Raw genomic sequence first — 23,259 nt, 5'->3', positions numbered from 1 at the left:
TTTTAAGAGGTACTAGCAAGCGCTTTGTTATTATTTGTTTTTATCTGAAGATTGTTCTTCAGTTTTTTCGATATGTTTTTCTGCATCAATTACAACTGATGAACGTCTGTCTTCTTTATAAGTCGCAGGTTCTTTTAATGATTGCTCTATTTCATCTTCATTTGAATCGTTTGTTAAATCGTCACTTTGTGGTGCTTGTTTAACTGATTCTGCTGATTCTACTGACTCCGAAGTGATGTCATGATCTTCATCATGATTAGATTCAGTTTGATTACCTATGTGATGTTGAGGTTCTGTTTTTTCAGTACCTTCATGAATGCTTGGTTCGTCAGCCACTGTATTTTCAGTATCATTTTTAGCAACACCGACCGTTGATGCAGTAGCTACACCTGTTTTTTCAGCATCTTTAATATTTGAAGAAGATTTTTCAGCCTCAGTATGATTAGTTTCTTCATCGTCATTGACATGGTCTAAATAATTATTAGGCTCAAGTTCTTCAAGGTTTCGTCTTGTTGTTAAATATGCAATACCTCGGATAATTAAGCTTAAACCAATGTATCCTACTGCAACGATTGCTGTTGAAATGGCGATGACTTTGATTGAAAATAGATCGCCGATTTCTTCGCTAAACAAGAAAATAAGTCCGAATGTCATTGAAGCATGGAATGTCGTTGCAATATAAATTGTACGTCCTTTAGTCGCTCTAATTAATTCACCAAGAATCATAGAGAATGAGAATGTATAAAGGAAGTTATAAGCAGCAAATTCTGTACCATAAGTTGTATTTGCTGAGAAAACTGAATACATCAAACCAACAACAATACTTGCAAAGAACGTGTTCATTTTCGTTTCAACAATATTTTGTAAGTATGAACGGAATCCGAATTCTACTACGAACGCCATCAGAATATGTCCAATCAGAATGTGTGTAATAGGTACTGATAAGCCTGTTGATTGTAATAAAATAAAGCTATCTGCAAATGTATTAAAGCTGTACATACCAATAATTAGAATAATTAAAGGTAAAATTAAAGCTAGCAATAGACGTTCAATTACTTTCAGGCTGATTGAGAATTTTAAACCTGCAAGTTGGACCTTTTTATATTTGAAAACGAGTATACAAATGATTGCAGCAATTAATGGTGCTAGATCTGTAACTTCAAATATAAAGTGTTTGACACCAATTATAGACTGGAAATCTCTGAGCATAATGGATAACGCCATTGTAATGACAAAGAAGACGAAAATCGTCATTGCCCATTGAAAACCAGAAATTTTATTGTTCTTCATTATATGTAACCTCCATTAGGTAACAAGCAAAATATCTTTTAGTAACAATTATACATATTACAAGCCGAGAGATAAATTGTCTATGTCAATATTAATGAAAATGTAATAGTCTTGACGTATTTTATTAACATAAATCAGCTAAGTATTCGTTATTACATAGAAAATAGGGGTAAAAGTAATGTAGATAAGTATTTTTAAGATACGGATTTAACTATGAATTGAATTCAAAATTTCCTATACGTTATACTTTAATTGTTAATAAGCCACATAAATAAGAGGGGGAAATGCTGTGTACAAGCAAGGTGAACCAAATTTATGGACTGGAAGGTTAGATAGTGAAACAGACCCGAAAAAATTTAGACATTTTCAAACAGTAACATTTGAAGATTTGTCTAAGCTGGAAAAGAGTAGTATGCCATCAGGGGTCGGTATATTAGGCTATGCTGTTGACAAAGGTGTTGCTTTAAACAAGGGGCGCATTGGTGCAAAAGAAGGACCAGATGCGATTAAACAAGCATTTGCAGGTTTGCCGGATTTGAATCAATGTGAAACTTTAGTCGATTACGGAAATGTTTATCATGATCATGAGGAATTAATTGATACTCAAAAAGAATTTGCTATGCTTGCAGCGAAGTCAATTGCTAATCATAGACAAACATTTTTATTAGGTGGTGGACATGATATTGCGTATGCTCAATATTTAGCAACACGTAAAGTCTATCCAACACAATCTATTGGTGTGATAAATATTGATGCGCATTTTGATACACGTGCTGAACAACAATCTACATCTGGAACGAGCTTTAGACAAATTTTAGAAGAAGATGAAAACACAGATTATTTAGTGCTTGGTATTGCTCAAGGTGGTAATACGCAAAGTTTATTTGATTATGCTAAAGAGAAAAAGATTGATTATGTCTTTGCAGATGAATTATTGAGTCACGTATCACCAACAATTAAAGATATGATTGAACGTTTTGTACATGAACATGATGTCATTATGTTTACGATTTGTATGGATGTCATTGATAGTGCGTTTGCGCCTGGGGTAAGTGCGCCGGCAGTGTTAGGTTTGTATCCACATACTGTTCTTGAATTAGCAAAACGTATTATTCCAAGTGATAAGGTGTCTTCAGTTAGTATTGCTGAGATGAATCCAACATATGACGCTGACAATAGAACTGCTAAGCTCGTTGCTAATTTAGTGCATCATTTTTTAAAATAATTAAAAATATTTATATGTGACGAGATTTGCATTGCAGGGCAGAATGTGAGTATTTCTTAATAGAAGTTATATTAACGTTGATATATTTGAAAAATAATTGCAGTAAGAAGACTCTTAAGTTGTAGTCATCTTACTGCTTATTTATGTTTGTTGGTCTGAATGTAATGATTTATACATGTAAATCATAAAATTGGTTGTGAAATTGTTTTACAGTTGACTGAGCAACTGCATAAGAGGCACTAATAACTTAAGTTAAAGAGCCTCTAAAAGTCCATATAAATAATCTTGGCATTGTTGTACGAATGTATGTACTTGTTCGGAGTGTTTGCGTTTTTTATGGTAATTGATATAAATTTTTCGGCCTAAGTTTGGACGAATTTTTTTATATTCTAAATTAGACGTGTGAAATGATTGGTAATAAAATCTCGGAATGATAGCGTAACCTAAGCCGAGATGAACAAATCCAACTGCTGATTCGAATCGATCTGTTTCTACAACGACATTTGGACGAATATTTCTTCTATTAAAATAGTCATCTAAGTGTTTGCGCACTTGAGAATTTTTGTTTGGTAATATGAGTGGCAAATTTTCAACATCTACCCAATTTTGATTTTTAAATGTTTCCTTGGGTGCTAATAAAATGTAAGATTCCTCATATAAAGGAATGGATCTTATATCTTCGTGGGTTATTTTTTCATTTGTTATAGCTAAATGAATATTAAAATTCAGTAATTGCTCTATAGATTGATGTTTGTCATGTATTTCATATAAACGATATTGCTGTTCAGGGTAGTCGGAATGGTGCTTTCGAATTAAATTCGCAATCCATTGATTCGTAGATTCAAGAGTCCCAATTTTTATCCTTGGTTCTGATGTAACGCTTAAATCATACATTTTTTCCATCGTGGATCGATATTGTTGAACTAATTCGCTCGCATAACGATAAAACTGTATTCCTTTTTCGGTAATCTTGATGTCTTTTGTTGAACGTGTAAATAAGTCATAACCTAAATCTGCTTCCATTTTTTTAATCGTAGCAGTTAAAGATGGCTGGCTAATATGTAAAAATTGTGCAGCTTTAGTAAAACTATTATATTTCACGATAGCCAAGAAGTATTCTAACTGAATAATTTTCATGTGTTTTGCTCCTTTTATTTATAGATTCAAGCTATGGATAATTAGTTTATTTATATTTGTTGGCTATATTTTAACATACTATAATGAATATTGAAGATAATAATGTAAGCGTTTTAAATTTAGTGGAATTAACTTCTTAAAAGAACAGGAGCGAATTTTATGAGAAAAATTCAAGCAAAAAAAGGTTTGAGTATTGAGTGTAAAGGTTGGGAACAAGAAGCAGTACTTAGAATGTTATACAACAATTTAGACCCAGAAGTTGCTGAAAGACCAGAAGATTTAGTTGTTTATGGTGGTATTGGAAAAGCAGCACGTAATTGGGAAGCTTTTGAAGCAATAGAGAAAACGTTACGAGAATTAGAATCAGATGAGACAATGTTAGTACAATCAGGAAAGCCAGTTGCTGTATTTAAAACACATGAAGAAGCGCCACGTGTATTAATTTCAAATTCAGTATTAGTACCTGAATGGGCAAACTGGGATCATTTTAATGAATTAGATAAAAAAGGACTCATCATGTATGGACAGATGACAGCCGGTAGTTGGATATATATTGGTTCTCAAGGTATTGTGCAAGGTACTTATGAGACATTTGCCGAGCTAGGTAATCAACACTTTAATGGAGATTTAGCAGGCACTGTTACACTGACAGCAGGTTTAGGTGGTATGGGTGGTGCGCAACCGTTAGCAATTACTATGAATCATGGGGTAGCAATTTGCGTGGATGTTGATGAAACACGTGTTGATAAGCGAATTGATACGAAATACTGTGATGTTAAAACAGCTGATTTAGATGAAGCATTAAAATTAGCAGAAGAGGCGAAAGAACGTGGAGAAGGGTTATCAATCGGGTTAGTTGGAAATGCTGTAGACATCCATCAAGCGATTCTAGAAAAAGGATTTAAAATTGACATAATTACTGACCAAACAAGTGCACATGATCCGCTAAATGGATATGTGCCACAAGGATACTCTGTAGAAGAAGCGAAAGTATTGCGTGAAAAAGATCCGAAAAAATATGTTGAACTGTCACAAGCTTCAATGGCAAAGCATGTTGAATTAATGCTTGAATTCCAAAAACGTGGCGCTGTAGCATTTGATTATGGTAACAATATTCGTCAAGTAGCCTTCAATAACGGAGTGAAAAATGCTTTTGACTTCCCAGGCTTTGTACCAGCTTACATTAGACCATTATTCTGTGAAGGTAAAGGGCCATTCCGCTTTGCTGCGTTGAGTGGTGATCCAAAAGATATCGAGCGTGCGGATGAAGAAATGCGCAAACTTTTCCCAGAAAATGAAAAGTTATTAAGATGGCTTGATTTAGCTGAAGAAAAAATTTCATATCAAGGACTACCATCACGTATTGCTTGGTTAGGCTATGGAGAAAGAGCGAAAATGGGCTTAGCTTTAAATCGTCTTGTACGTGACGGTGAAATTTCAGCACCAATTGTTATTGGACGAGACCATTTAGATGCTGGTTCAGTTGCTAGTCCTAACCGTGAAACAGAAAGTATGAAAGATGGCAGTGACGCGGTTGGTGATTGGGCTGTATTGAATGCACTAATTAACACAGCTGCAGGTGGTTCATGGATTTCATTCCATCACGGTGGCGGTGTTGGCATGGGATATTCACTTCATGCGGGTATGGTTGTTGTAGCAGATGGATCAGAGCGTGCTGAAAGAAGATTGGAACGCGTATTGACTACTGATCCAGGTATGGGTGTTGCCCGACATGTTGATGCTGGCTATGACATCGCTATTCAAACAGCTAAAGAAAAAGGTATTCATATTCCAATGATTGATAAAGCAGGTGATAAGTAATGAATGATTTAATAATTAATCATATAGCAGAATTAATTTTACCGAAATCAACAGATAAACCTTTGAAGGGTAAGGAATTAGATGAATTAAATGTTGTGAAAAATGGTACAGTTGTCATTAAAGATGGCAAAATTGTATATGCTGGACAACATACAGATGACTACGATGCGACTGAGACGATTGATGCTAGTGGAAAAGTAGTTTCTCCGGCATTAGTAGATGCTCATACCCATTTAACATTTGGTGGATCTCGAGAACATGAGATGTCATTAAAACGTCAAGGTAAGTCTTACTTAGAAATATTGGAAATGGGTGGCGGTATTTTATCGACAGTTAAAGCTACTAGAGAGACTTCTGAAGATGATTTATTTAAAAAAGCAGAGCATGACTTGCTAACGATGATTAAACACGGTGTGCTTGCAGTTGAAAGTAAGAGTGGTTATGGCTTAGATAAAGAAAATGAACTGAAACAATTGAAAGTTTCTAATCGTTTAGCTGAAAAATATAACTTAGATATGAAGCATACTTTCTTAGGTCCACATGCTGTACCTAAGGAAGCAGATTCAAATGAAGCATTTTTAGAAGAGATGATTGACTTACTTCCAGAAGTAAAACAATATGCGGACTTTGCAGATATTTTTTGTGAAACAGGTGTGTTTACAATAGAGCAGTCAAAACACTATATGGAAAAAGCGAAAGAAGCAGGCTTTAAAGTGAAAATCCATGCTGATGAAATTGATCCATTAGGTGGATTAGAATTAGCTATTGATGAGCAAGCGATATCAGCTGATCACTTAGTAGCTTCGAGTGACAAAGGTAAAGAAAAATTGAGAAATAGTGATACAGTTGCAGTTCTATTACCTGCGACAACATTTTACTTAGGTAAAGAAGATTATGCAGATGCGAGAGGTATGCTTGATAATAATGGTGCCATCGCGTTAGCTACTGATTATAATCCAGGCAGCAGTGTAACGAATAACTTGCAACTTGTTATGGCCATTGCAGCATTAAAATTAAAGCTTTCGCCTAGTGAAGTGTGGAATGCTGTTACGGTCAACGCTGCTAAAGCAATAGACATTAACGCGGGTACAATTAACACAGGTGATAAGGCTAATTTAGTAATTTGGGATGCACCAAATCATGAATATATTCCATATCATTTTGGTATCAATCACGCAGAAAAAGTTATTAAAGACGGTAAGGTCATCGTAGATAACACATTATCTTTTAAAGCATAAAATAATTAGAAAGCTCTAAGCATTGGTTTAAACTAATGTTTAGAGCTTTTTGTGGTTTGTAAAAACAAGTTTATCCGAGAACACGTTTTTGTATAGGTTCTTAATTATAAAAGTTAGAATAGTTTGACAACAGTGTTACGATATTATTAAACAACTGTCTATCATTAACGAAAGCAATTAACAAGAGTACATTGTTGTGAAATCATCGTTTAATAGTCAAAGATGATCATCGTAGGGTAGACAACATATCATTGACTTAAGGAAGGGGAATGACCGATGGGATTAAAAGATCAAGCTGTTACCTGGAGAAGGTATTTTCATCAATTTCCAGAACTATCCGATAAAGAATTTAAGACAACACAAAAAATTAAAGATATTTTAACAGAACATCATATTAGAATATTAGACTTACCGCTTATGACTGGGCTGGTTGCTGAAGTGGGACAAGGTCTGAGTTGTATAGCTGTTCGGGCTGACATTGATGCTTTACCGATTCAAGAGCTTGTTGAACAGGATTTTAAATCTGAAAATGAAGGTGTGATGCATGCGTGCGGTCATGATATTCACATGGCTAGTATTTTGGCTACGGCTGTAAAATTAAAAGAAATTGAGGGCACTCTTACTGGGCGTGTTAAATTCATTTTTCAACCAGCAGAAGAACTAGGACATGGCGCTTTTAAAATTATTGAAACACATGCATTAAAAGATGTACAAGCAGTATTGGGTTTTCATAATGACCCATCGCGTTCGGTAGGTACATTTGCAATCAAAACAGGGGCAATTACATCAGCAGTAGATCGTTTTGAGTTTCATATTAAAGGCGTGGGTGGTCATGCTGCAAAGCCGGAACAATGCAACGATCCAGTTATTGTGTTGGCGCAATTGATTAATAGTATTCAATCCATAGTTAGTAGAAATCTATCTGCGTTTGATGAAGCAGTAGTAACAATTGGACAAATATCATGTGGTAATACTTGGAATGTCATTGCTGATCATGCGTATGTACAAGGCACAGTGCGTAGTTTTGATCCTGTGGTACGAAAGCTTGTAGAAACACGATTACAAGATATTGCGGACGGATTGGCTCAAGCATATAATATGAAAATTAATTTAAATTATACGCATTTACCTGGCGCTGTGATGAATGATGAGGCATTGACGCATAAAGCAATTGCAGTAGCCCAACATGTTGGATATAAGGTGGAAATGATGGAACAGCCGCTTACGATTGGAGAAGATTTTTCAGGTTATAGTCAACATTTTCCAAGTGTATTTGCGTTAATTGGTTCTCATAGTGAATATGATTTACATCATCCTCAATATAAACCGGATGAAAGGATTCTGGAAAAAGTACCTGAGTATTTTGTTGAATTTGTAAAGAGACTATTGCATGAGTAATTCGAGCTTGTTTTTATAAAGAAGAAAGTAATTTTTAGTGTAATCATGATTAAGTTCCTAGGAAGATTGGGTAAATAATAACCATTAAGCGAATAAGGAGATGTTAAAAAATGGCAGCTCAAGATCCTAGAACAAAATTTAAAACAACGGATTATGAAAAACAAGAACAAGAGGTACCGGGTTTACAATCTGAAATGACGCCAGCACCTGATTGTGGCGAAACGTCTTACCAAGGTCATCAACGCTTACAAGGCTATAAAATATTAGTCACAGGTGGTGACTCAGCAATAGGGCGTGCAGCAGCAATTGCGTATGCTAAAGAAGGTGCAGATGTAGCGATTAACTATCTTCCGAGTGAAGAACAAGATGCACAAGAAGTACGCCAAGTGATTGAAGAAAGTGGTCAAAAGGCAGTGTTAATTCCTGGTGATATAAGAGATGAGCAGTTCAACTATGACCTTGTTGAACAAGCATATCAACAATTAGGTGGCTTAGATAATGTTACTTTAGTTGCTGGACATCAACAGTATCATGATGATATTCATGGATTTACAACTGAGGCATTTACAGAAACATTTGAAACGAATGTCTATCCGCTATTTTGGACAGTTCAAAAAGCATTGGAATATTTAAAACCGGGTGCGTCAATTACAACGACATCATCTGTACAAGGTTATAATCCTAGTCCTATTCTTCATGATTATGCCGCTTCAAAAGCAGCAATTATTTCATTAACTAAAAGTTTTTCAGAAGAATTAGGACCAAAAGGAATTAGAGTGAACTGTGTAGCGCCTGGTCCATTCTGGTCACCATTACAAATTTCTGGTGGACAACCTCAAAGTAAAATCCCAACATTTGGTCAAAAAACACCTTTAGGTCGTGCAGGTCAACCTGTTGAGTTATGTGGAACTTATGTGCTATTAGCGTCAGAAGAATCAAGTTATACAACTGGACAAGTGTTCGGTGTTAGCGGTGGAGTGCAAATAGATTAGGTTTGTATGAAGCTTTTAATTGAACAACATAATATTAATTTAGTTACTTCAATCCATTAAATTAAAATGAATTGGTGAAGTGTATTTTAAATAGTCGGTAAAGGTGTGTATCTTTATCGGCTTATTTTAATACTCTGTCATAAGGAGCGTTTGCTCAGGGTGTGGATTATAAGTTTTAAGCAGAATAAACTTTCTTAATGAGGATGTCAGGACAACAACGAAAAAGTTAAAAACTGTTGCGGGATTGGGTTTAGGGACGGTTAGTGGAAGAAAGTTAAATTCATTAACAAGTGAAATGCCTAAGGTTAGATATTAAATGTCAGAACGGACAAAGAATAATAGGATATGTTTTCAATTAAATAGCGAAGTATTTATATGTTAAGATGATGTAAATTACATAGAAACGCTACCCGTAGAAGTGCTGATCATAGAAACGCTGATAAACGTAAATTTGCAAACTCGATATTAAACAAAGGGGTTGTTATTATGGCATTAATAGTATCTAGAGCTATATTATTTTTGATTTTAGCATTAGCTTTTGGAATAGCGACTGTTTTTCCTGAACAAAAATTACCATTATATATAGTATTCACATTATTTGTAGCAGTTGCGATTATTATGAATGTATGGTTTACCCATCAAAACGTTAAAAAGCATATCATTAAGTTTAACAAATACGTCGCATACTTTTTATCCTTTGTCTCAGGGTTACTTTACATTGGATTTGTAATTTATACATTAACTATAGGGAGCTATGATGTTTTACCAATTATTATATTTGCAATAAGTATGGTAGTGGTTCAAATATTAGAAAATATACTGGGAATCAGTATAAAAAATACGCGTCTATCAAACAAACAGTTGAAAGTCATCTCCAAGCAACGTGTTCAGCAATTTAAAGTCATATCATTAATATTAGTAAGTGTGTCTATCGTGTTCATTTTTATTGCATTAATGCTTAAATGGTGGCTTTTACTTGTTATTAGCATTATTGTTTTGATTATTATTACAGTAGCAATGATTGTTTATGAAAAATATTATACGACTCCTGATTAATTTATGATTGACGTACTAAGGATTATCTTGTAACGTAAACGTAAATAAGCATCACTTATCTAGAGAGGTGGAGGGACTGGCCCTATGAAGCCTCGGCAACATCTCGAATGTGCCAATTCCAGTAACCGTAATGGTTTGAAGATAAGCAGGTAAAGCACATGAAAACCTCTTTCTTCATCGTTTGTGAGAAAGAGGTATTTTTAATTGGAAAGCAGGTAAAAAGGATGGAAGTACATAAAAAGAGCAATGCTTGGGCATTATTCCCCTTGTTATTATTTGTGGCGTTGTTTTTAGGCGTAGGTATTATCACAGGTGATTTTACTTCAATGCCATTAAATGTTGCAATTACGATAACGGTAATTGTGGCGTTATTAATGAATCGAAAAGAATCATTTGCTAAAAAAGTTGAGGTCTTCACGAAAGGTGCAGGCCATTCAAACATTGTTTTAATGATGTTGATTTTTATTTTAGCAGGTGCATTTTCAAATACAGCTGAAAAAATGGGTGGCGTAAAGTCGACAGTTAATTTAGGACTATCATTAATCCCAGAAAATTTAATTATTGTAGGATTGTTTGTGATTTGTATGTTTGTTTCTATATCTATGGGGACGTCTGTAGGAACTGTTGCTGCAATAGCACCTGTTGGTTACGGATTTGCACAAGCGACAGATGTACCAACTGCGCTAGCAATGGCTACAGTTGTTGGAGGTGCAATGTTCGGCGATAATCTATCAATGATTTCAGATACAACAATTGCTGCGGTTAGAACACAACATACGAAAATGAAAGATAAATTCAGAGTAAACTTTAAAATTGTATTGCCAGGTGCTATTTTAACGATTATTATTCTGTATTTCTTAACGAATGGCATTTCTTTAAATCATGCTAAAAACTATGATTATAATCTAATTAAAGTTGTACCGTATATCTTAGTATTGGTATTAGCATTATTAGGTGTAAATGTCATTATCGTATTGATTGGCGGAACATTATTAGCCGGAATCATTGGTCTCATAGATGGTTCATTCGGTTGGATGGGGCTACTAGATGCAGTGTCCAAAGGTATTATAAGCATGGAAGATATTGCTATGATTGCGTTGCTAATTGGTGGTTTAGTCGGTATTATTCAACACAATGGTGGTATTGAATGGTTGTTGCAATTTGTTCGCTCTAAAGTGAAATCAAAGCGTGGCGCAGAATTAGGAATTGCTAGTTTGGTAAGTGTCGCAGATATTGCCACGGCAAACAACACCATCTCTATTATTATGTCAGGTCCTTTAGCTAAAAATATTGCAGATGAATATGATGTAGATTCAAGGAAATCAGCAAGTATTCTTGATATATTTGGAGGCTGCTTCCAAGGTTTATTACCATATAGCCCGCAAGTCATTTCAGCGGCTGGTGTAGCTGGTATTTCACCGTTAATGTTATTCCCATACAGCATTTATCCTATATTATTAGGTGTATGCGGACTTATTGCGATTTTATTTAATTTTCCAAAGCTAAAAAAGAACACTAGTCAAGAAATGAAACATTAATGCTTAACAATATATCGATGTAGCCAAGTAAGGTGGCTTGTTATATTAACAGATCATGTTGTACTCACCGTATAACGCTAATCTTTTAAAAATGATGATCATCTATGTTTGGAACTGAGCAAAAATACGTTAAAATAAAAGTAAGAGCGAAAGTGGGTGGACAACAGTGGCAAAATTTAATGTAGAGAATGAACATGTCGAAGTTGAAATTGAAAAGCTTTATAAATTTTCTCCAGAGTTAGTATACGAAGCTTGGACAAAGAAAGATTTGTTGAAACAATGGTTTATGACATCAGCCAGAACGAATAAAGAGATTGAAGCGGACGTTAAAGAAGGCGGTAAATATCGTATTGTAGATCAACAACGTAATGGCAAAGTAAATGTGATTGAAGGCATTTATGAATCTTTAGTTATGGATGAATACGTTAAGATGACTATCGGTATGCCTGGACTAAGTGAAACGCAAGATGTCATTGAGGTAGAATTTTTTGAACGTGAAACAGGTGGCACCCAAATGCTATTTTATTATCGTTCATTAGTTGAAAAAGAAAGACGATTTACTAATTTAGAATACAAGCAAAAGAAAAAAGAATATCATGATGCCATGGTGCATGGTTTCGAATTGATGTTTGATAAGATGTACCACGTTATCGAAACATCAACACAACAATAAAATGATAAAAGGAAGTTATGATAGGCTCAAGGCCATTAAATCATAACTTCCTTTTTTCTAATTTGAAATATCATTATGTAGTAAATACTCATTATATTTTCTTACAAGTGTTTCAAAGAATATATGATAACTGATGAAGCTAGAATAGTCTGTACCATCAGTTAAGTAGAATGTGTTACTGGATACATAGACGTTGTAATTTGCTTTTTGAGCAAGGGTATTATCTTTCATTGTAGTAACAGAAATAAAGTATTTTTGTCTAAGTTGAAGCAAGTTTGTTACTTCTAATAATTCATGTGTTTCACCTGATAATGAAATAATAAAGAATAAATCATTAGGTTCACTCTTGTTCAAAATCATTTTAAGTTCATGTTCATCATGAAGTACAATGACATGATTATGTAACGTTAACAATATACGCTGTGCCTCTGAAGCAACGTTTAACTGTGCACGCCCTGTACCATACAAATATATTGTTGAAGCTGTATGCATTTTTTCAGTAAGAAGCTGGTAATCAACGCGTTCTAAATAACTGAATGTACTATCGATTTCTTGTTTGAAACTATCGATAGAGTTAGAAGGTAATTGGTGTGTCTTATTACTTTCAAATTTAAGGTACGATTTAAAATCACTATAACCGTCAAAACCTAATTTGCGTGTAAATCTGTGAATGGTTGCATTCGAGGCATGTGTGAATTGCGCTAAATCTTGTATTTTCATATTTTTACATTCATCTATATGTGTATTGATAAAGTGAGCGATATGTAAATCATTATCATTAAGTTTATCAAAGTTTCGATTAATGTGTTCATCTAAAAACATATTCAACCTCCTTGAAAATAAATGTGTGATAGATCGTTATTACATTAAAATCTTGTATGTCATTATATATATTTGTGTATTGATATAGGTTTGATTATGCGTTTAAAACGAATGTATTACAAATACAACGATGTCATATATAAGGTCGTGAAAAAATTTTCACTATATGAAAAGATAATCTGATTATACAAAATACTTTCAAAATACGTCAATGTCGTTGTAGGTGTGTAAGCGTTTACTATATATTATATTTAAATAGTAAGACATCTATTTATAAATGAATCTAATTAGATGTATTGTTAGGAAAGATGATATGGAGGGAATAGAAGATGAATGCGATAAAGCGTTTCGGTAGTGCAATGATTGTACCGGTATTAATGTTCGCTTTCTTTGGGATAGTGCTTGGCTTTGCGACATTATTTAAAAATCCTACAATCATGGGGAGTTTAGCAGATCAACATACGTTTTGGTTTAAATTTTGGTCAGTGATAGAATCTGGTGGCTGGGTTATTTTTACGCATATGGAAGTTGTATTTGTTGTAGGTTTACCACTTTCTTTAGCTAAAAAAGCACCAGGTCATGCAGCACTTGCAGCATTGATGGGTTACTTAATGTTTAATACATTTATAAATGCCATTTTAACGCAATGGCCACATACGTTTGGCGCTAATTTAGAAAAAGGCGTTGAAAATGTACCTGGTTTAAAATCAATTGCAGGTATTGCCACATTGGATACGAATATTCTAGGTGGTATTATTATTTCAGCTATTATTACTTGGATTCACAATAGATACTATAGTAAACGATTACCAGAAATGGTTGGTGTATTCCAAGGTTTAACATTTGTGGTTACAATTTCATTTTTTGTGATGTTACCATTAGCAGCAATTACTTGTGTTATTTGGCCAACTGTTCAGCACGGTATTGGTTCAATGCAACACTTTATCATCGCTTCAGGCTATATCGGTGTTTGGCTGTACCACTTCTTAGAACGTGTATTAATACCAACAGGATTACATCACTTTATTTATGCACCAATTGAAGTTGGACCAGTAGTAGTCAATCACGGCTTGAAAGCTGAATGGTTACAACATTTAAATGAGTTTGCTAAGAGTACTAAGCCATTAAAAGAGCAATTCCCTTATGGCTTTATGCTTCAAGGAAATGGGAAAGTATTTGGATGTTTAGGTATTGCTTTAGCAATGTATGCTACGACACCTAAAGAAAATCGTAAAAAAGTAGCAGCATTACTTATTCCTGCAACATTAACAGCAGTCGTTGTAGGTATTACTGAGCCATTAGAATTTACATTCTTATTCATCGCACCATACTTATTTGTTTTACACGCAGTTTTAGCAGCATCAATGGATACTTTAATGTACGCATTTGGTGTTGTAGGTAACATGGGTGGTGGCTTGTTAGACTTTATTTCAACAAACTGGTTGCCATTAGGTAAAGAACATTGGGGTACTTATGTTGCACAAGTTATTATCGGTCTGATATTTGTAGCGATTTACTTCTTCTTATTCAGATTCTTAATTTTGAAATTTGATATTCCATTACCTGGACGTAAGAAAACAGAAGAGGAAGTTAAATTATTTTCTAAGCAAGATTACAAAAATAAAAAAGGTGATAGCGTAGATTCTAAACGTGCTTCAACAGGTAATGAATACGAAGACAAAGCTGCGTATTACCTCGACGGTTTAGGCGGCAAAGAAAATATCAAAGATGTTACTAACTGTACAACAAGATTACGCTTAACTGTTTATGATGAAAGTAAAGTTGCGGATACGGAATATTTCACGCATCAACAAATGGCACACGGATTAGTAAAGAGTGGTAAGAGTATCCAAGTTGTAGTAGGTATGACAGTACCACAAGTTCGTGAAGCATTTGAACAAATGGTTGAGGATCAATCGTCCGAAGATAAATAATACAAAAAAAGACACATCACTATACGCAATCATTGTAAATGATCATCGTATAGATGTGTCTTTTATTATGATATACGAGCATTGCTCATAGATGACGATCTATAATTGGCAGATAGAATGTCGATATTTCTAGTTGCAATCGTATGTAACAATTTAGCAAATATTTCTGGCGTACATATAATATGTGCATGAGACTTATTCAACGTATAAGTGATATCAGTGTGATTTTGGAACATATTCATAATATCGATGACTTTGTCTTTAATGAAAGCATCTTGCAAGCCATCAATATTGATATCGAAACGCTTTGCAGATTGATATAAATTATCAGAATCAAGTAATTCATTTATTTTCTTTGGTGAAAGTACTTGGAAAATACTATACTGATGAAAACTTAAAAATGAAATGAAGTATGGAAGTTGTTGCTTTGGTAAGCTAATTTCTAATACATATTGATTAAACTGTTTGTTTATTGAGAATTGCAACGCATCACAAAATTGTACACTTTTGCATAACTTACTTAATTTTTTTCTAGTAGTACGGTCATTTAAACCGGCGATGTTGATGATGTATGTTTCGAATTTATCAATTAACATGTGAGGACCTCCCGAGGAATACATGGCATTAAATACACGTTTAATATTTATAAAGGTGACTTAATTTTGTTCAAGTTGATTTTACCACGCTTTTTTTCTTTATTCACTAAGACTTTTGAATGAAGTTTAAAATAATTGTTTATCAGTGATAAAATATTTGCAATAAGAAGAGAACGACTAAATAATCTTAATTTTCAGAAAAGTAATTGTAACCTTACTGGTCTTATGGTAATATTTTTCAATATTATCGACGAGGATGTGTTAACAATGTTTCAAAAATTGAGTATATTTGCCACGAAGAGTTTTTTGGTATGGATGTTAGTAGCAGCTGTTATTGGATTTATTTTCCCACAACATGTTGCGACATTAGGTAAATGGGTACCTTATTTACTTGGTATTGTTATGTTAGGTATGGGATTAACAATTACACCTAATGATTTCAAAATGGTCTTTAAAGCACCTAGAGCAGTAATTATTGGTGTCTGTCTACAATTCAGTATTATGCCCACATTAGCATTTATAATTGCAAAGTCTTTTCATTTACCACCTGATATTGCTGTTGGCGTAATATTAGTTGGATGTTGTCCGGGTGGGACATCAAGTAATGTAATGAGTTATTTAGCCAAAGCTAACGTAGCACTTTCTGTTTCTATTACGACGGTCTCTACGTTGCTAGCGCCATTCGTTACACCTGCGTTAATATATCTATTTGCAAATGAATGGTTGGAAGTATCTTTCCTGAGTATGTTGTGGTCAGTTGTTCAAGTTGTATTAATTCCAATTGCTTTAGGTATTGTTTTGCAAATTATTAATCGTAAAATTGCTGAAAAAGCTTCTACAGCTTTGCCGATTATATCAGTTGTTGCTATTTCATTAATTTTAGCAATAGTTGTAGGTGGCAGTAAGCACCAAATCTTAACTACAGGATTATTAATATTTTTAGTAGTTATTTTACATAACGTATTAGGATATACGATTGGATATTGGTTAGCTCGTCTTTTAAAATTAGATCGACAAGATCAAAAAGCAGTCAGTATTGAAGTTGGAATGCAGAACTCTGGTTTAGCTGTGTCATTAGCAGCATTGCATTTTAATCCAATTGCAGCAGTACCAGGCGCAGTGTTTAGTTTCATTCATAATATAACAGGGCCTATTTTAGCAAAGTATTGGTCAAAAAAGTTATAATTGCACTAATAGAATGAAGTGGTCATCGGACTGTGTTAAGCTTTGATAAAGAGAAAAAATAGAGGAGTAAATATATGTATAGAGCAGTTATATTTGATTTCGATGGAACAATAATAGATACGGAACAACATTTATTTAATGTTATTAATAAACATTTAGAGATGCATAATGCCGATCCTATAAGCATTGATTTTTATCGTTCTTCTATTGGAGGAGCAGCTACAGATTTGCATGACCATTTAATTAAAGCGATTGGTTCGGAAAATAAAGATAAACTTTATGAAGAACATCATCTTACTAGTACAACATTACCGATGATTGATACGATTAAATCATTGATGGCATTTTTAAAGCAACGTCACATTCCTATGGCGATTGCCACAAGTAGTGTGAAAGCGGAAATAATGCCTACCTTTAAAGCATTAGGTCTAGATGATTATATAGAGGTAGTTGTTGGTAGAGAAGATGTTGAACAAGTTAAACCTGATCCTGAATTATATTTATCTGCAGTACAACAATTAAATTATATGCCGACACAATGTTTGGCTATTGAAGATTCTGTAAATGGTGCAACAGCCGCGATTGCAGCTGGATTAGATGTTATTGTTAATACGAATAAAATGACAAGCGCACAGGACTTTTCTAATGTAGATTATGTAGCAAAAGATATTGATTACGATCAAATTGTAGCGCGTTTCTTTACGAAATAGGAGGCGTATCATGATGGGTTACATTATATTGTTTTTTCTAGCTGGTCCAGTAATTTTAGGCGTTGGAAATTTGGTGATTGGTCCTATATTTAACAAACAGACACCATTTCGCGTGCAAGTAAGATCTTTTGTTGTTGGTTCAATGATTTACTTAATACTCGCAACAATTGGCTATTTTTTACTATTACAAGGTAAACTTTAACGAGAAAACCACCTTACCTCATTAAATGGACGACCATATGTATGTGAAATGGTAGAACGTTCATGTTTATGTATGAGATAGGGTGGTTTAAATAGTTACATATATTTTAATAATAACGTCACGATGATAAGTACAATTAAGATAATATCTATGCCTACCATAATTGTAGCTCTTGTTGCATTACTTCCTTGTTCTTTTGCTGATTTCATAGCACGGTAGTTTGGCACAAAGCTAATAATTAGTAAGATTAATACAATTACACCAATTAATGCTGTTGTCATGATGAACGACCTCCTTTATTTTTTTCAATCAATTCCCAAATAAACGTAGCAATCACACCGATGATTAACCCAGTGATGACACCGATTTGTACCGTTAAAAATATGGCGCCGAAAATGATACCAATAATTAATGCAATCGGTAAAGTCGTACCGAGTTTAATCTTGCGCTCTGGAGAATTAATAATAGTAAATACTGTAAGACAAATGAGTATGAAAGCAAGTGTTGCAATAATAGTTCTTCCAACTAAATATAGGATGTCAGGTTTTTCCATACCGATATAATTTATGATGAAAAATGCTACAGCAAAGAGTACCGATATTTTTGTAGCACGTGGCAGTATTTGTTTTAACATTGATATACTCCTTTTTAATATTATTAAAATTATATCATAATTACCGAGAATAGCTGAAGTTGTATGTGACTCAACGGTACTTGAGCAACTTTTTTAATTTTTTAGAAAAATCACAAAATAATTGTTTGCAAAGTTGCAAAAGCCTGCTATAGTAGTTCTGTAAACGATTGCATGGTATGCAAATATTAATGTACCAAAATCGATGATTTATAGTATAATTACGGCAATAAGTTTTTTTATGGATTTATTTAGTATCAATCAGAGATGGGGTAAGAAGTTATGGAGAACAATGAACTACAAAGGGGATTGAGTGCCCGTCAAATTCAAATGATTGCACTTGGTGGTACGATTGGCGTGGGGCTTTTCATGGGTGCGACAAGTACAATTAAATGGACAGGGCCATCAGTTATCCTTGCATATTTAATTGCGGGTATCTTTTTATTTTTAATCATGAGAGCAATGGGGGAAATGATTTATTTAAACCCTACAACAGGATCATTTGCAACATTTGCAAGTGATTATATACATCCTGCAGCAGGTTATATGACAGCATGGAGTAATATATTCCAATGGATTGTTGTTGGTATGAGTGAGGTCATCGCAGTAGGAGAATATATGAAGTTTTGGTTCCCGGAATTGCCAACTTGGATTCCTGGTGTTATTGCTATTTTATTATTAATGGTAGCGAATTTATTCTCGGTAAAAGCGTTTGGAGAATTTGAATTTTGGTTTGCTTTAATTAAAGTTGTAACAATTATTTTAATGATTATTGCTGGTTTTGGTCTTATTTTCTTTGGTTTTGGAAATGGTGGCCATGCGGTAGGTATTTCTAATCTATGGACAAATGGCGGATTTATGCCAAATGGTATTGTTGGTTTCTTCTTTGCATTATCAATTGTAATTGGTTCATACCAAGGTGTGGAACTGATAGGTATTACGGCAGGTGAAACTAAAGATCCTCAGAAAAATATCGTTAAAGCAGTGAATGGTGTTATCTGGAGAATTTTAATTTTCTATTTAGGTGCTATTTTTGTTATTGTTTCAGTGTATCCTTGGAATCAATTAGGAGACATTGGAAGTCCGTTTGTTGCAACATTTGCTAAAATCGGTATTACATTTGCAGCTGGATTAATTAACTTTGTTGTATTAACTGCAGCAATGTCAGGATGTAACTCAGGTATTTTCAGTGCGAGTCGTATGATTTATACACTTGCTCATAAAGGTGAAATGCCGAAAATATTTACTAAAATCATGAGAAATGGTGTACCATTGTACACTGTTGTAGCAGTATCTCTTGGTATTTTAATTGGTGCTTTATTAAACGTAATTTTACCTTTATATATCGATGGAGCGAAGAGTATTTTCGTATACGTTTATAGTGCGTCTATTTTACCAGGTATGATTCCTTGGTTTATGATTTTATTCAGTCATTTACGTTTTAGAAAATTACACCCTGAAGAATTGGAAGGTCACCCATTCAAAATGCCTGGTGGCGCAGTAACTAACTATTTAACAATCTTATTCTTAATATTAGTATTGGTTGGTATGGTATTTAATGTTGAAACTAGAATATCAGTGCTTATTGGTGTCATCTTCTTAACGATTGTAACGATTTATTATTTTATTAGATATAATAAAAATAATGTAAAAGCAAAATAGTATGATTATAATGTGCGCTTATCTTATGACAAACTTGGCCCTAGCTTATTAAAGTTAAATAGCCAAAGAATGTTATGAGTAGGCGCATTTTTTTATAAATATAGCTTAAATCGAAGTTGTAGTGTGAAAAACTTATAAGTGGCAATATTATCGTTAGTTTTTACTGTGGGCTTTAAAATAAAAAATAGCATTATTAAAATAATAAACGCAATTGATATATGGAATGAATCCGTTAATCAACTGCGTTTGTTTTTAATATAAGAAATTGAATGGCCTTATCAAATCATTGGTCATATGCGTATGTTATACAAGATAAAAGACATGTAAGCTTTGAAAATGATGCATAAATTATTATATGACATGATTAAAGAATTTATATAAGACTGTTAATGTTTAAAGTTAATATTTGATAAATGTTTACGATAGTTATCTAAAGCCATTTTAGATTGTGTTATGAAATCTAATGATGCGTGATAATTTAATGCAACATAACGATAATATAAAATATCAATAGTGAACATTTGAGCAAATAATGAAGTTGTTGCTCCCATATGCATCTCATTTTCATCAGTTTTCCCATAAGTTAAAACAATATTTGATGCCTGTGCTACGGGATTATCCCTTGTACTAGTAATTGTAATTATAGGTATATGGTAGTCATCAATAACTTTAACCATTGATTGCATTTCACTTTGCGTACCATTGTTAGTAATAAGAATAACACTGTCGTTCGAATTGTGAGTTGCTAATAATGTAGCAAAAATATGTGTTTCTTGAACAAGTTGAATATTAAGACCTATTCTTGATAACTTTTGGTATAAGTCGGTAGCAACTACAAAAGATGCGCCAAAACCATATATAAAAATCGTCTCAGAACGTTTTAAACAATGACATATTTGATCAATAGTTTTATCATTTAATTCGTTATTTGCATGATTAAGTGCGCGTGTAGTACGTGTATGGAGTTTAGTTCTTAAAGATTCTGTGCTTTCGTTATTCATTAATTCAACATTGTAAATTGATGATGCTTTAGGAACATATTTAGATATATTTATTTTCAAGTCGTGAAAACCGCCATCAGTAATTTTCTTGCTGAATCGAATGACTGATGATGTACTAATATCTAATAAGCTTGCTAAGTCTTGAGACCTCATTTTAATCACCTTTTGAGGTGAATTTAGTATAAATTTAGCTATCTTTTTTTCATTTTTAGTCATATATGGATATTGACTATCTATTTCTGTTAGTACGTTTGACATATTAATCACTCCACTTTAACGCAATATATTTTATTAGCGTTGGCTATTGTTGTTTAACGCGATGGTATTTACAACTTGTAACGTAAGAGAATGAAAAATAAGCTGAATATGTTGTTTGTTTAATGATATTGAATTGTAAAACTGTAAATTTTTTTAAGATGTATAGATAAAAAATAGCATACTCCCATGTGCAAATAATATATCAATATATTGATATATTACCGTAAGTCATACTGTATATTCCCAATTTATACATTATGTACTCATCTATTTAAATCTTAGTAAATGTAGTTATATAAGACTAAATCTACCATCTTAATCATTATGATTATAACTCGATTAATGCATCTTTACAATTTGAAGAAACTTTTTAATTGTATAATTTATGTAATAAAGTGAATTTTAATAAATAACTTGTTTAAATGACATTTTATGAAAAATAGGTTAATGGGCAAATTTAATTGCAAATAATGCGTTAGATAGTTCTGTATGATAAAAATTAAGATATTGAATTTTGTTACCATAGTCGACTTGTCGGAGGGGACGTTTATTAAGTAGTGTTATAATTTCATAATAGGAAACTTGATTTTCGTTTATTATATATGATGTTTCAAAGCCTTTGAACTTATTCAATTCATTAGTAACTATTTGGTTAAATTTATAAATATGCGTTTGAATGTTCCAATCTGTCATTAAAGTATTATATTTAATCGTATCAATGATTTGAATCAAATTAGTAATTTGTTGTCTCATATACTTAGTTTCGTTTATCATGTAGAAGTACCTCCAAAAATCAATTATTAAACAGGAAAGGATATAACAGTGGAAAATGAAAAAAAGAAATACACGTTTAAAGATATAGCATGGAGAGATTTGCTTATAATTCCAATTATAGGTGTTATATTTTATGCACTCACAATTGCAGCTTACATAGGACCAATTTTGTTTGGTTATTATGAAATCGATAGTAATCTGATATTTGTAGCGACTATCACACAAGCTTTAGCATATACGATTGGGATTGGCGCATTTTATTTATTTCATTTAAAAGTGATGCCATCAAGGCTTCGAGCTGGTTTTGCGTATATCAAAAAATATTGGCTTAGATTGTCAATAACGTATATTATTGCTCTCATCTTAATTTATACATATGAATATATGACACAGTTTCTACCTAAACATTTGCAATATAGTGAAACAGCCAATGAACTTGAGCTAAATAAAATGTTTGAAGTGCCTGCATTTTTACCTGTAGCATTCTTATTAATTGTGATTGTAGGTCCAATAGTTGAAGAAATCGTATTTAGACATATTTTAATTGGAGAATTAGGTAAGAAGTTTAATTTTATAGCTATGAGTATTGTTTCGGTGTTCTTATTTGCATTTATTCATGTGACTGATGCAAAGTCGCCGTTTGAGTTTGGTCCATATCTCATACTATCCATCATATTAGTTTTCACTTATTTAAAATCTGGAAGAAACCTAGGTTCAACAATTGCATTACATATAGCAAATAATTTTGTTTCTTTCGTTATATCAGTAATAAGTATTTATGCGTAGATAAAGAGGTCGGGACATTAAGTTTTTAGGCAATGAAAAAAGCTGATTTCTATTAATTATTTGATAGAAATCAGCTTTTTTGATATGCATTTTATTATGAAACTGAATAAATAAAGATTCAATTAGCGCATCAGTATTAGGATTCACTCTAAAAAGATTAATAGTTTTATAAGAAGGTGTTTGATCTTGAGCTAACCACATCATTCGAATACTGTTATGAAGTAATTTTTCTATTCTACGGCCAGAAAATTCAGATTGAGTATATGAATATGAGGTGATTTTTAACATCATTTTTAGATGATAGGATGTTGCGCCACGATGATGTCTGAA

The 23,259-nt window shown here is 33.2% G+C and carries 22 protein-coding genes, 1 pseudogene and 1 riboswitch; of the genes and pseudogenes, 14 read left to right on the top strand and 9 right to left on the bottom strand.

The window, feature by feature from the left end; all coding sequences use genetic code 11:
* Positions 1–30: 30 nt before the first annotated feature.
* Positions 31–1,290 (bottom strand): lysostaphin resistance protein LyrA, encoded by a 1,260-nt coding sequence (gene sdpC / locus HMPREF3247_RS03950; RefSeq protein ID WP_000794442.1) that lies wholly within the window; start codon positions 1,288–1,290, stop codon positions 31–33.
* Between the two features lie 289 nt (positions 1,291–1,579).
* On the opposite strand from sdpC, the gene hutG reads away from it, so the two are divergent.
* Positions 1,580–2,515: a formimidoylglutamase gene (gene hutG, locus HMPREF3247_RS03945; protein WP_000277968.1), complete on the top strand. Its 936-nt coding sequence runs from the start codon at positions 1,580–1,582 to the stop codon at positions 2,513–2,515.
* A 252-nt stretch (positions 2,516–2,767) separates the two neighbouring features.
* Here the strand turns inward: hutG and HMPREF3247_RS03940 are convergent, their stop codons facing one another.
* The gene (locus HMPREF3247_RS03940; protein WP_000691839.1) at positions 2,768–3,652 is read right to left on the bottom strand and encodes a LysR family transcriptional regulator; all 885 of its coding nucleotides are present in this window, start codon (positions 3,650–3,652) and stop codon (positions 2,768–2,770) included.
* Positions 3,653–3,811: 159 nt separating this feature from the next.
* On the opposite strand from HMPREF3247_RS03940, the gene hutU reads away from it, so the two are divergent.
* The 7 genes from hutU (at position 3,812) to HMPREF3247_RS03905 (ending at position 12,368) form a co-directional block, all read left to right on the top strand.
* Entirely contained in the window at positions 3,812–5,473 is a 1,662-nt protein-coding gene (gene hutU / locus HMPREF3247_RS03935) for a urocanate hydratase (protein ID WP_001226823.1), read from the top strand.
* Complete coding sequence (gene hutI, locus HMPREF3247_RS03930; protein WP_000998750.1) at positions 5,473–6,711, top strand: imidazolonepropionase; 1,239 nt, start codon at positions 5,473–5,475, stop codon at positions 6,709–6,711. Before hutU ends, hutI begins: the two co-directional genes overlap by 1 nt.
* A 276-nt stretch (positions 6,712–6,987) precedes the next feature.
* Positions 6,988–8,109 carry a M20 peptidase aminoacylase family protein gene (locus HMPREF3247_RS03925; RefSeq protein ID WP_000523158.1) on the top strand — a complete coding sequence of 374 codons (1,122 nt, stop codon included), beginning with the start codon at positions 6,988–6,990 and terminating at the stop codon, positions 8,107–8,109.
* 110 nt (positions 8,110–8,219) lie between these two features.
* Positions 8,220–9,101: an SDR family oxidoreductase gene (locus HMPREF3247_RS03920; RefSeq protein ID WP_000730043.1), complete on the top strand. Its 882-nt coding sequence runs from the start codon at positions 8,220–8,222 to the stop codon at positions 9,099–9,101.
* Between the two features lie 486 nt (positions 9,102–9,587).
* Entirely contained in the window at positions 9,588–10,157 is a 570-nt protein-coding gene (locus HMPREF3247_RS03915; RefSeq protein WP_001185191.1) for a hypothetical protein, read from the top strand.
* 52 nt (positions 10,158–10,209) lie between these two features.
* Positions 10,210–10,305, top strand: a riboswitch (SAM riboswitch).
* A gap of 76 nt (positions 10,306–10,381) precedes the next feature.
* The gene (locus HMPREF3247_RS03910; RefSeq protein ID WP_000451837.1) at positions 10,382–11,695 is read left to right on the top strand and encodes a Na+/H+ antiporter NhaC family protein; all 1,314 of its coding nucleotides are present in this window, start codon (positions 10,382–10,384) and stop codon (positions 11,693–11,695) included.
* A gap of 166 nt (positions 11,696–11,861) precedes the next feature.
* Positions 11,862–12,368, top strand: coding sequence for an SRPBCC family protein (locus HMPREF3247_RS03905; protein WP_001051556.1), 507 nt, complete (start codon positions 11,862–11,864; stop codon positions 12,366–12,368).
* Positions 12,369–12,425: 57 nt separating this feature from the next.
* Here HMPREF3247_RS03905 and HMPREF3247_RS03900 read toward each other — a convergent pair whose 3' ends face one another.
* Positions 12,426–13,190 carry a MurR/RpiR family transcriptional regulator gene (locus tag HMPREF3247_RS03900; protein WP_000477989.1) on the bottom strand — a complete coding sequence of 255 codons (765 nt, stop codon included), beginning with the start codon at positions 13,188–13,190 and terminating at the stop codon, positions 12,426–12,428.
* A gap of 329 nt (positions 13,191–13,519) precedes the next feature.
* Between HMPREF3247_RS03900 and HMPREF3247_RS03895 the strand changes: the two genes are divergently transcribed.
* A complete protein-coding gene (locus HMPREF3247_RS03895; protein WP_000991504.1) occupies positions 13,520–15,124 on the top strand; it encodes an alpha-glucoside-specific PTS transporter subunit IIBC in 1,605 nt (534 codons plus the stop codon).
* Between the two features lie 65 nt (positions 15,125–15,189).
* Here HMPREF3247_RS03895 and HMPREF3247_RS03890 read toward each other — a convergent pair whose 3' ends face one another.
* On the bottom strand, positions 15,190–15,720 hold the full coding sequence (locus tag HMPREF3247_RS03890; RefSeq protein ID WP_000904066.1) for a hypothetical protein: 531 nt from the start codon (positions 15,718–15,720) through the stop codon (positions 15,190–15,192).
* Between the two features lie 267 nt (positions 15,721–15,987).
* On the opposite strand from HMPREF3247_RS03890, the gene HMPREF3247_RS03885 reads away from it, so the two are divergent.
* The 3 genes from HMPREF3247_RS03885 to HMPREF3247_RS03875 all read left to right on the top strand — a co-directional run bounded on the left by HMPREF3247_RS03885 (position 15,988) and on the right by HMPREF3247_RS03875 (position 17,817).
* On the top strand, positions 15,988–16,905 hold the full coding sequence (locus HMPREF3247_RS03885) for a bile acid:sodium symporter family protein (protein ID WP_000486810.1): 918 nt from the start codon (positions 15,988–15,990) through the stop codon (positions 16,903–16,905).
* A 74-nt stretch (positions 16,906–16,979) separates the two neighbouring features.
* The gene (locus HMPREF3247_RS03880) at positions 16,980–17,615 is read left to right on the top strand and encodes an HAD family hydrolase (RefSeq protein ID WP_000285450.1); all 636 of its coding nucleotides are present in this window, start codon (positions 16,980–16,982) and stop codon (positions 17,613–17,615) included.
* Between the two features lie 10 nt (positions 17,616–17,625).
* On the top strand, positions 17,626–17,817 hold the full coding sequence (locus HMPREF3247_RS03875; protein ID WP_000971980.1) for a hypothetical protein: 192 nt from the start codon (positions 17,626–17,628) through the stop codon (positions 17,815–17,817).
* Between the two features lie 95 nt (positions 17,818–17,912).
* Here HMPREF3247_RS03875 and HMPREF3247_RS03870 read toward each other — a convergent pair whose 3' ends face one another.
* The gene (locus HMPREF3247_RS03870; RefSeq protein WP_000205307.1) at positions 17,913–18,098 is read right to left on the bottom strand and encodes a hypothetical protein; all 186 of its coding nucleotides are present in this window, start codon (positions 18,096–18,098) and stop codon (positions 17,913–17,915) included.
* Positions 18,095–18,451 carry a hypothetical protein gene (locus HMPREF3247_RS03865; RefSeq protein ID WP_000917677.1) on the bottom strand — a complete coding sequence of 119 codons (357 nt, stop codon included), beginning with the start codon at positions 18,449–18,451 and terminating at the stop codon, positions 18,095–18,097. The genes HMPREF3247_RS03870 and HMPREF3247_RS03865 overlap by 4 nt, the downstream gene beginning before the upstream one ends.
* Before the next feature lie 279 nt (positions 18,452–18,730).
* Here HMPREF3247_RS03865 and HMPREF3247_RS03860 point away from each other — a divergent pair, with 279 nt between their 5' ends.
* Positions 18,731–20,110, top strand: coding sequence for an amino acid permease (locus tag HMPREF3247_RS03860; RefSeq protein WP_000429677.1), 1,380 nt, complete (start codon positions 18,731–18,733; stop codon positions 20,108–20,110).
* A 386-nt stretch (positions 20,111–20,496) separates the two neighbouring features.
* Here the strand turns inward: HMPREF3247_RS03860 and HMPREF3247_RS03855 are convergent, their stop codons facing one another.
* Both HMPREF3247_RS03855 and HMPREF3247_RS03850 read right to left on the bottom strand, forming a co-directional pair.
* A complete protein-coding gene (locus HMPREF3247_RS03855; protein WP_000073195.1) occupies positions 20,497–21,369 on the bottom strand; it encodes a pentose phosphate pathway transcriptional regulator RpiRC in 873 nt (290 codons plus the stop codon).
* 444 nt (positions 21,370–21,813) lie between these two features.
* Positions 21,814–22,143, bottom strand: coding sequence for a hypothetical protein (locus HMPREF3247_RS03850; protein ID WP_000606726.1), 330 nt, complete (start codon positions 22,141–22,143; stop codon positions 21,814–21,816).
* Positions 22,144–22,191: 48 nt separating this feature from the next.
* Between HMPREF3247_RS03850 and sdpB the strand changes: the two genes are divergently transcribed.
* Entirely contained in the window at positions 22,192–22,929 is a 738-nt protein-coding gene (gene sdpB, locus HMPREF3247_RS03845; RefSeq protein ID WP_000426696.1) for a CPBP family intramembrane glutamic endopeptidase SdpB, read from the top strand.
* Between the two features lie 90 nt (positions 22,930–23,019).
* Here sdpB and HMPREF3247_RS14920 read toward each other — a convergent pair.
* Positions 23,020–23,259 (bottom strand): annotated as a pseudogene (locus HMPREF3247_RS14920) (transposase); the annotation flags it as partial.

It is taken from the genome of Staphylococcus sp. HMSC36A10 (assembly GCF_001838845.1).
In the GTDB taxonomy this organism is placed as follows: Bacteria; Bacillota; Bacilli; order Staphylococcales; family Staphylococcaceae; genus Staphylococcus; species Staphylococcus aureus.
The sequence above is the reverse complement of the archived record's forward strand: the minus strand, read 5'-3'. Positions and strand labels throughout refer to the sequence as shown.

What these genes read in the sequence shown, in the direction of transcription:
- HMPREF3247_RS03900 (WP_000477989.1), bottom strand. Translation starts at nt 13,190, where the DNA reads ATGTTTTTAGATGAACACATTAATCGAAACTTTGATAAACTTAATGAT.
- HMPREF3247_RS03890 (WP_000904066.1), bottom strand. Translation starts at nt 15,720, where the DNA reads ATGTTAATTGATAAATTCGAAACATACATCATCAACATCGCCGGTTTA.
- hutU (WP_001226823.1), top strand. Translation starts at nt 3,812, where the DNA reads ATGAGAAAAATTCAAGCAAAAAAAGGTTTGAGTATTGAGTGTAAAGGT.
- sdpC (WP_000794442.1), bottom strand. Translation starts at nt 1,290, where the DNA reads ATGAAGAACAATAAAATTTCTGGTTTTCAATGGGCAATGACGATTTTC.
- HMPREF3247_RS03920 (WP_000730043.1), top strand. Translation starts at nt 8,220, where the DNA reads ATGGCAGCTCAAGATCCTAGAACAAAATTTAAAACAACGGATTATGAA.
- HMPREF3247_RS03915 (WP_001185191.1), top strand. Translation starts at nt 9,588, where the DNA reads ATGGCATTAATAGTATCTAGAGCTATATTATTTTTGATTTTAGCATTA.
- HMPREF3247_RS03850 (WP_000606726.1), bottom strand. Translation starts at nt 22,143, where the DNA reads ATGATAAACGAAACTAAGTATATGAGACAACAAATTACTAATTTGATT.
- HMPREF3247_RS03875 (WP_000971980.1), top strand. Translation starts at nt 17,626, where the DNA reads ATGATGGGTTACATTATATTGTTTTTTCTAGCTGGTCCAGTAATTTTA.
- HMPREF3247_RS03885 (WP_000486810.1), top strand. Translation starts at nt 15,988, where the DNA reads ATGTTTCAAAAATTGAGTATATTTGCCACGAAGAGTTTTTTGGTATGG.
- HMPREF3247_RS03880 (WP_000285450.1), top strand. Translation starts at nt 16,980, where the DNA reads ATGTATAGAGCAGTTATATTTGATTTCGATGGAACAATAATAGATACG.
- HMPREF3247_RS03855 (WP_000073195.1), bottom strand. Translation starts at nt 21,369, where the DNA reads ATGTCAAACGTACTAACAGAAATAGATAGTCAATATCCATATATGACT.
- HMPREF3247_RS03870 (WP_000205307.1), bottom strand. Translation starts at nt 18,098, where the DNA reads ATGACAACAGCATTAATTGGTGTAATTGTATTAATCTTACTAATTATT.
- HMPREF3247_RS03895 (WP_000991504.1), top strand. Translation starts at nt 13,520, where the DNA reads ATGAATGCGATAAAGCGTTTCGGTAGTGCAATGATTGTACCGGTATTA.
- HMPREF3247_RS03940 (WP_000691839.1), bottom strand. Translation starts at nt 3,652, where the DNA reads ATGAAAATTATTCAGTTAGAATACTTCTTGGCTATCGTGAAATATAAT.
- HMPREF3247_RS03925 (WP_000523158.1), top strand. Translation starts at nt 6,988, where the DNA reads ATGGGATTAAAAGATCAAGCTGTTACCTGGAGAAGGTATTTTCATCAA.
- hutI (WP_000998750.1), top strand. Translation starts at nt 5,473, where the DNA reads ATGAATGATTTAATAATTAATCATATAGCAGAATTAATTTTACCGAAA.
- HMPREF3247_RS03910 (WP_000451837.1), top strand. Translation starts at nt 10,382, where the DNA reads ATGGAAGTACATAAAAAGAGCAATGCTTGGGCATTATTCCCCTTGTTA.
- HMPREF3247_RS03865 (WP_000917677.1), bottom strand. Translation starts at nt 18,451, where the DNA reads ATGTTAAAACAAATACTGCCACGTGCTACAAAAATATCGGTACTCTTT.
- HMPREF3247_RS03860 (WP_000429677.1), top strand. Translation starts at nt 18,731, where the DNA reads ATGGAGAACAATGAACTACAAAGGGGATTGAGTGCCCGTCAAATTCAA.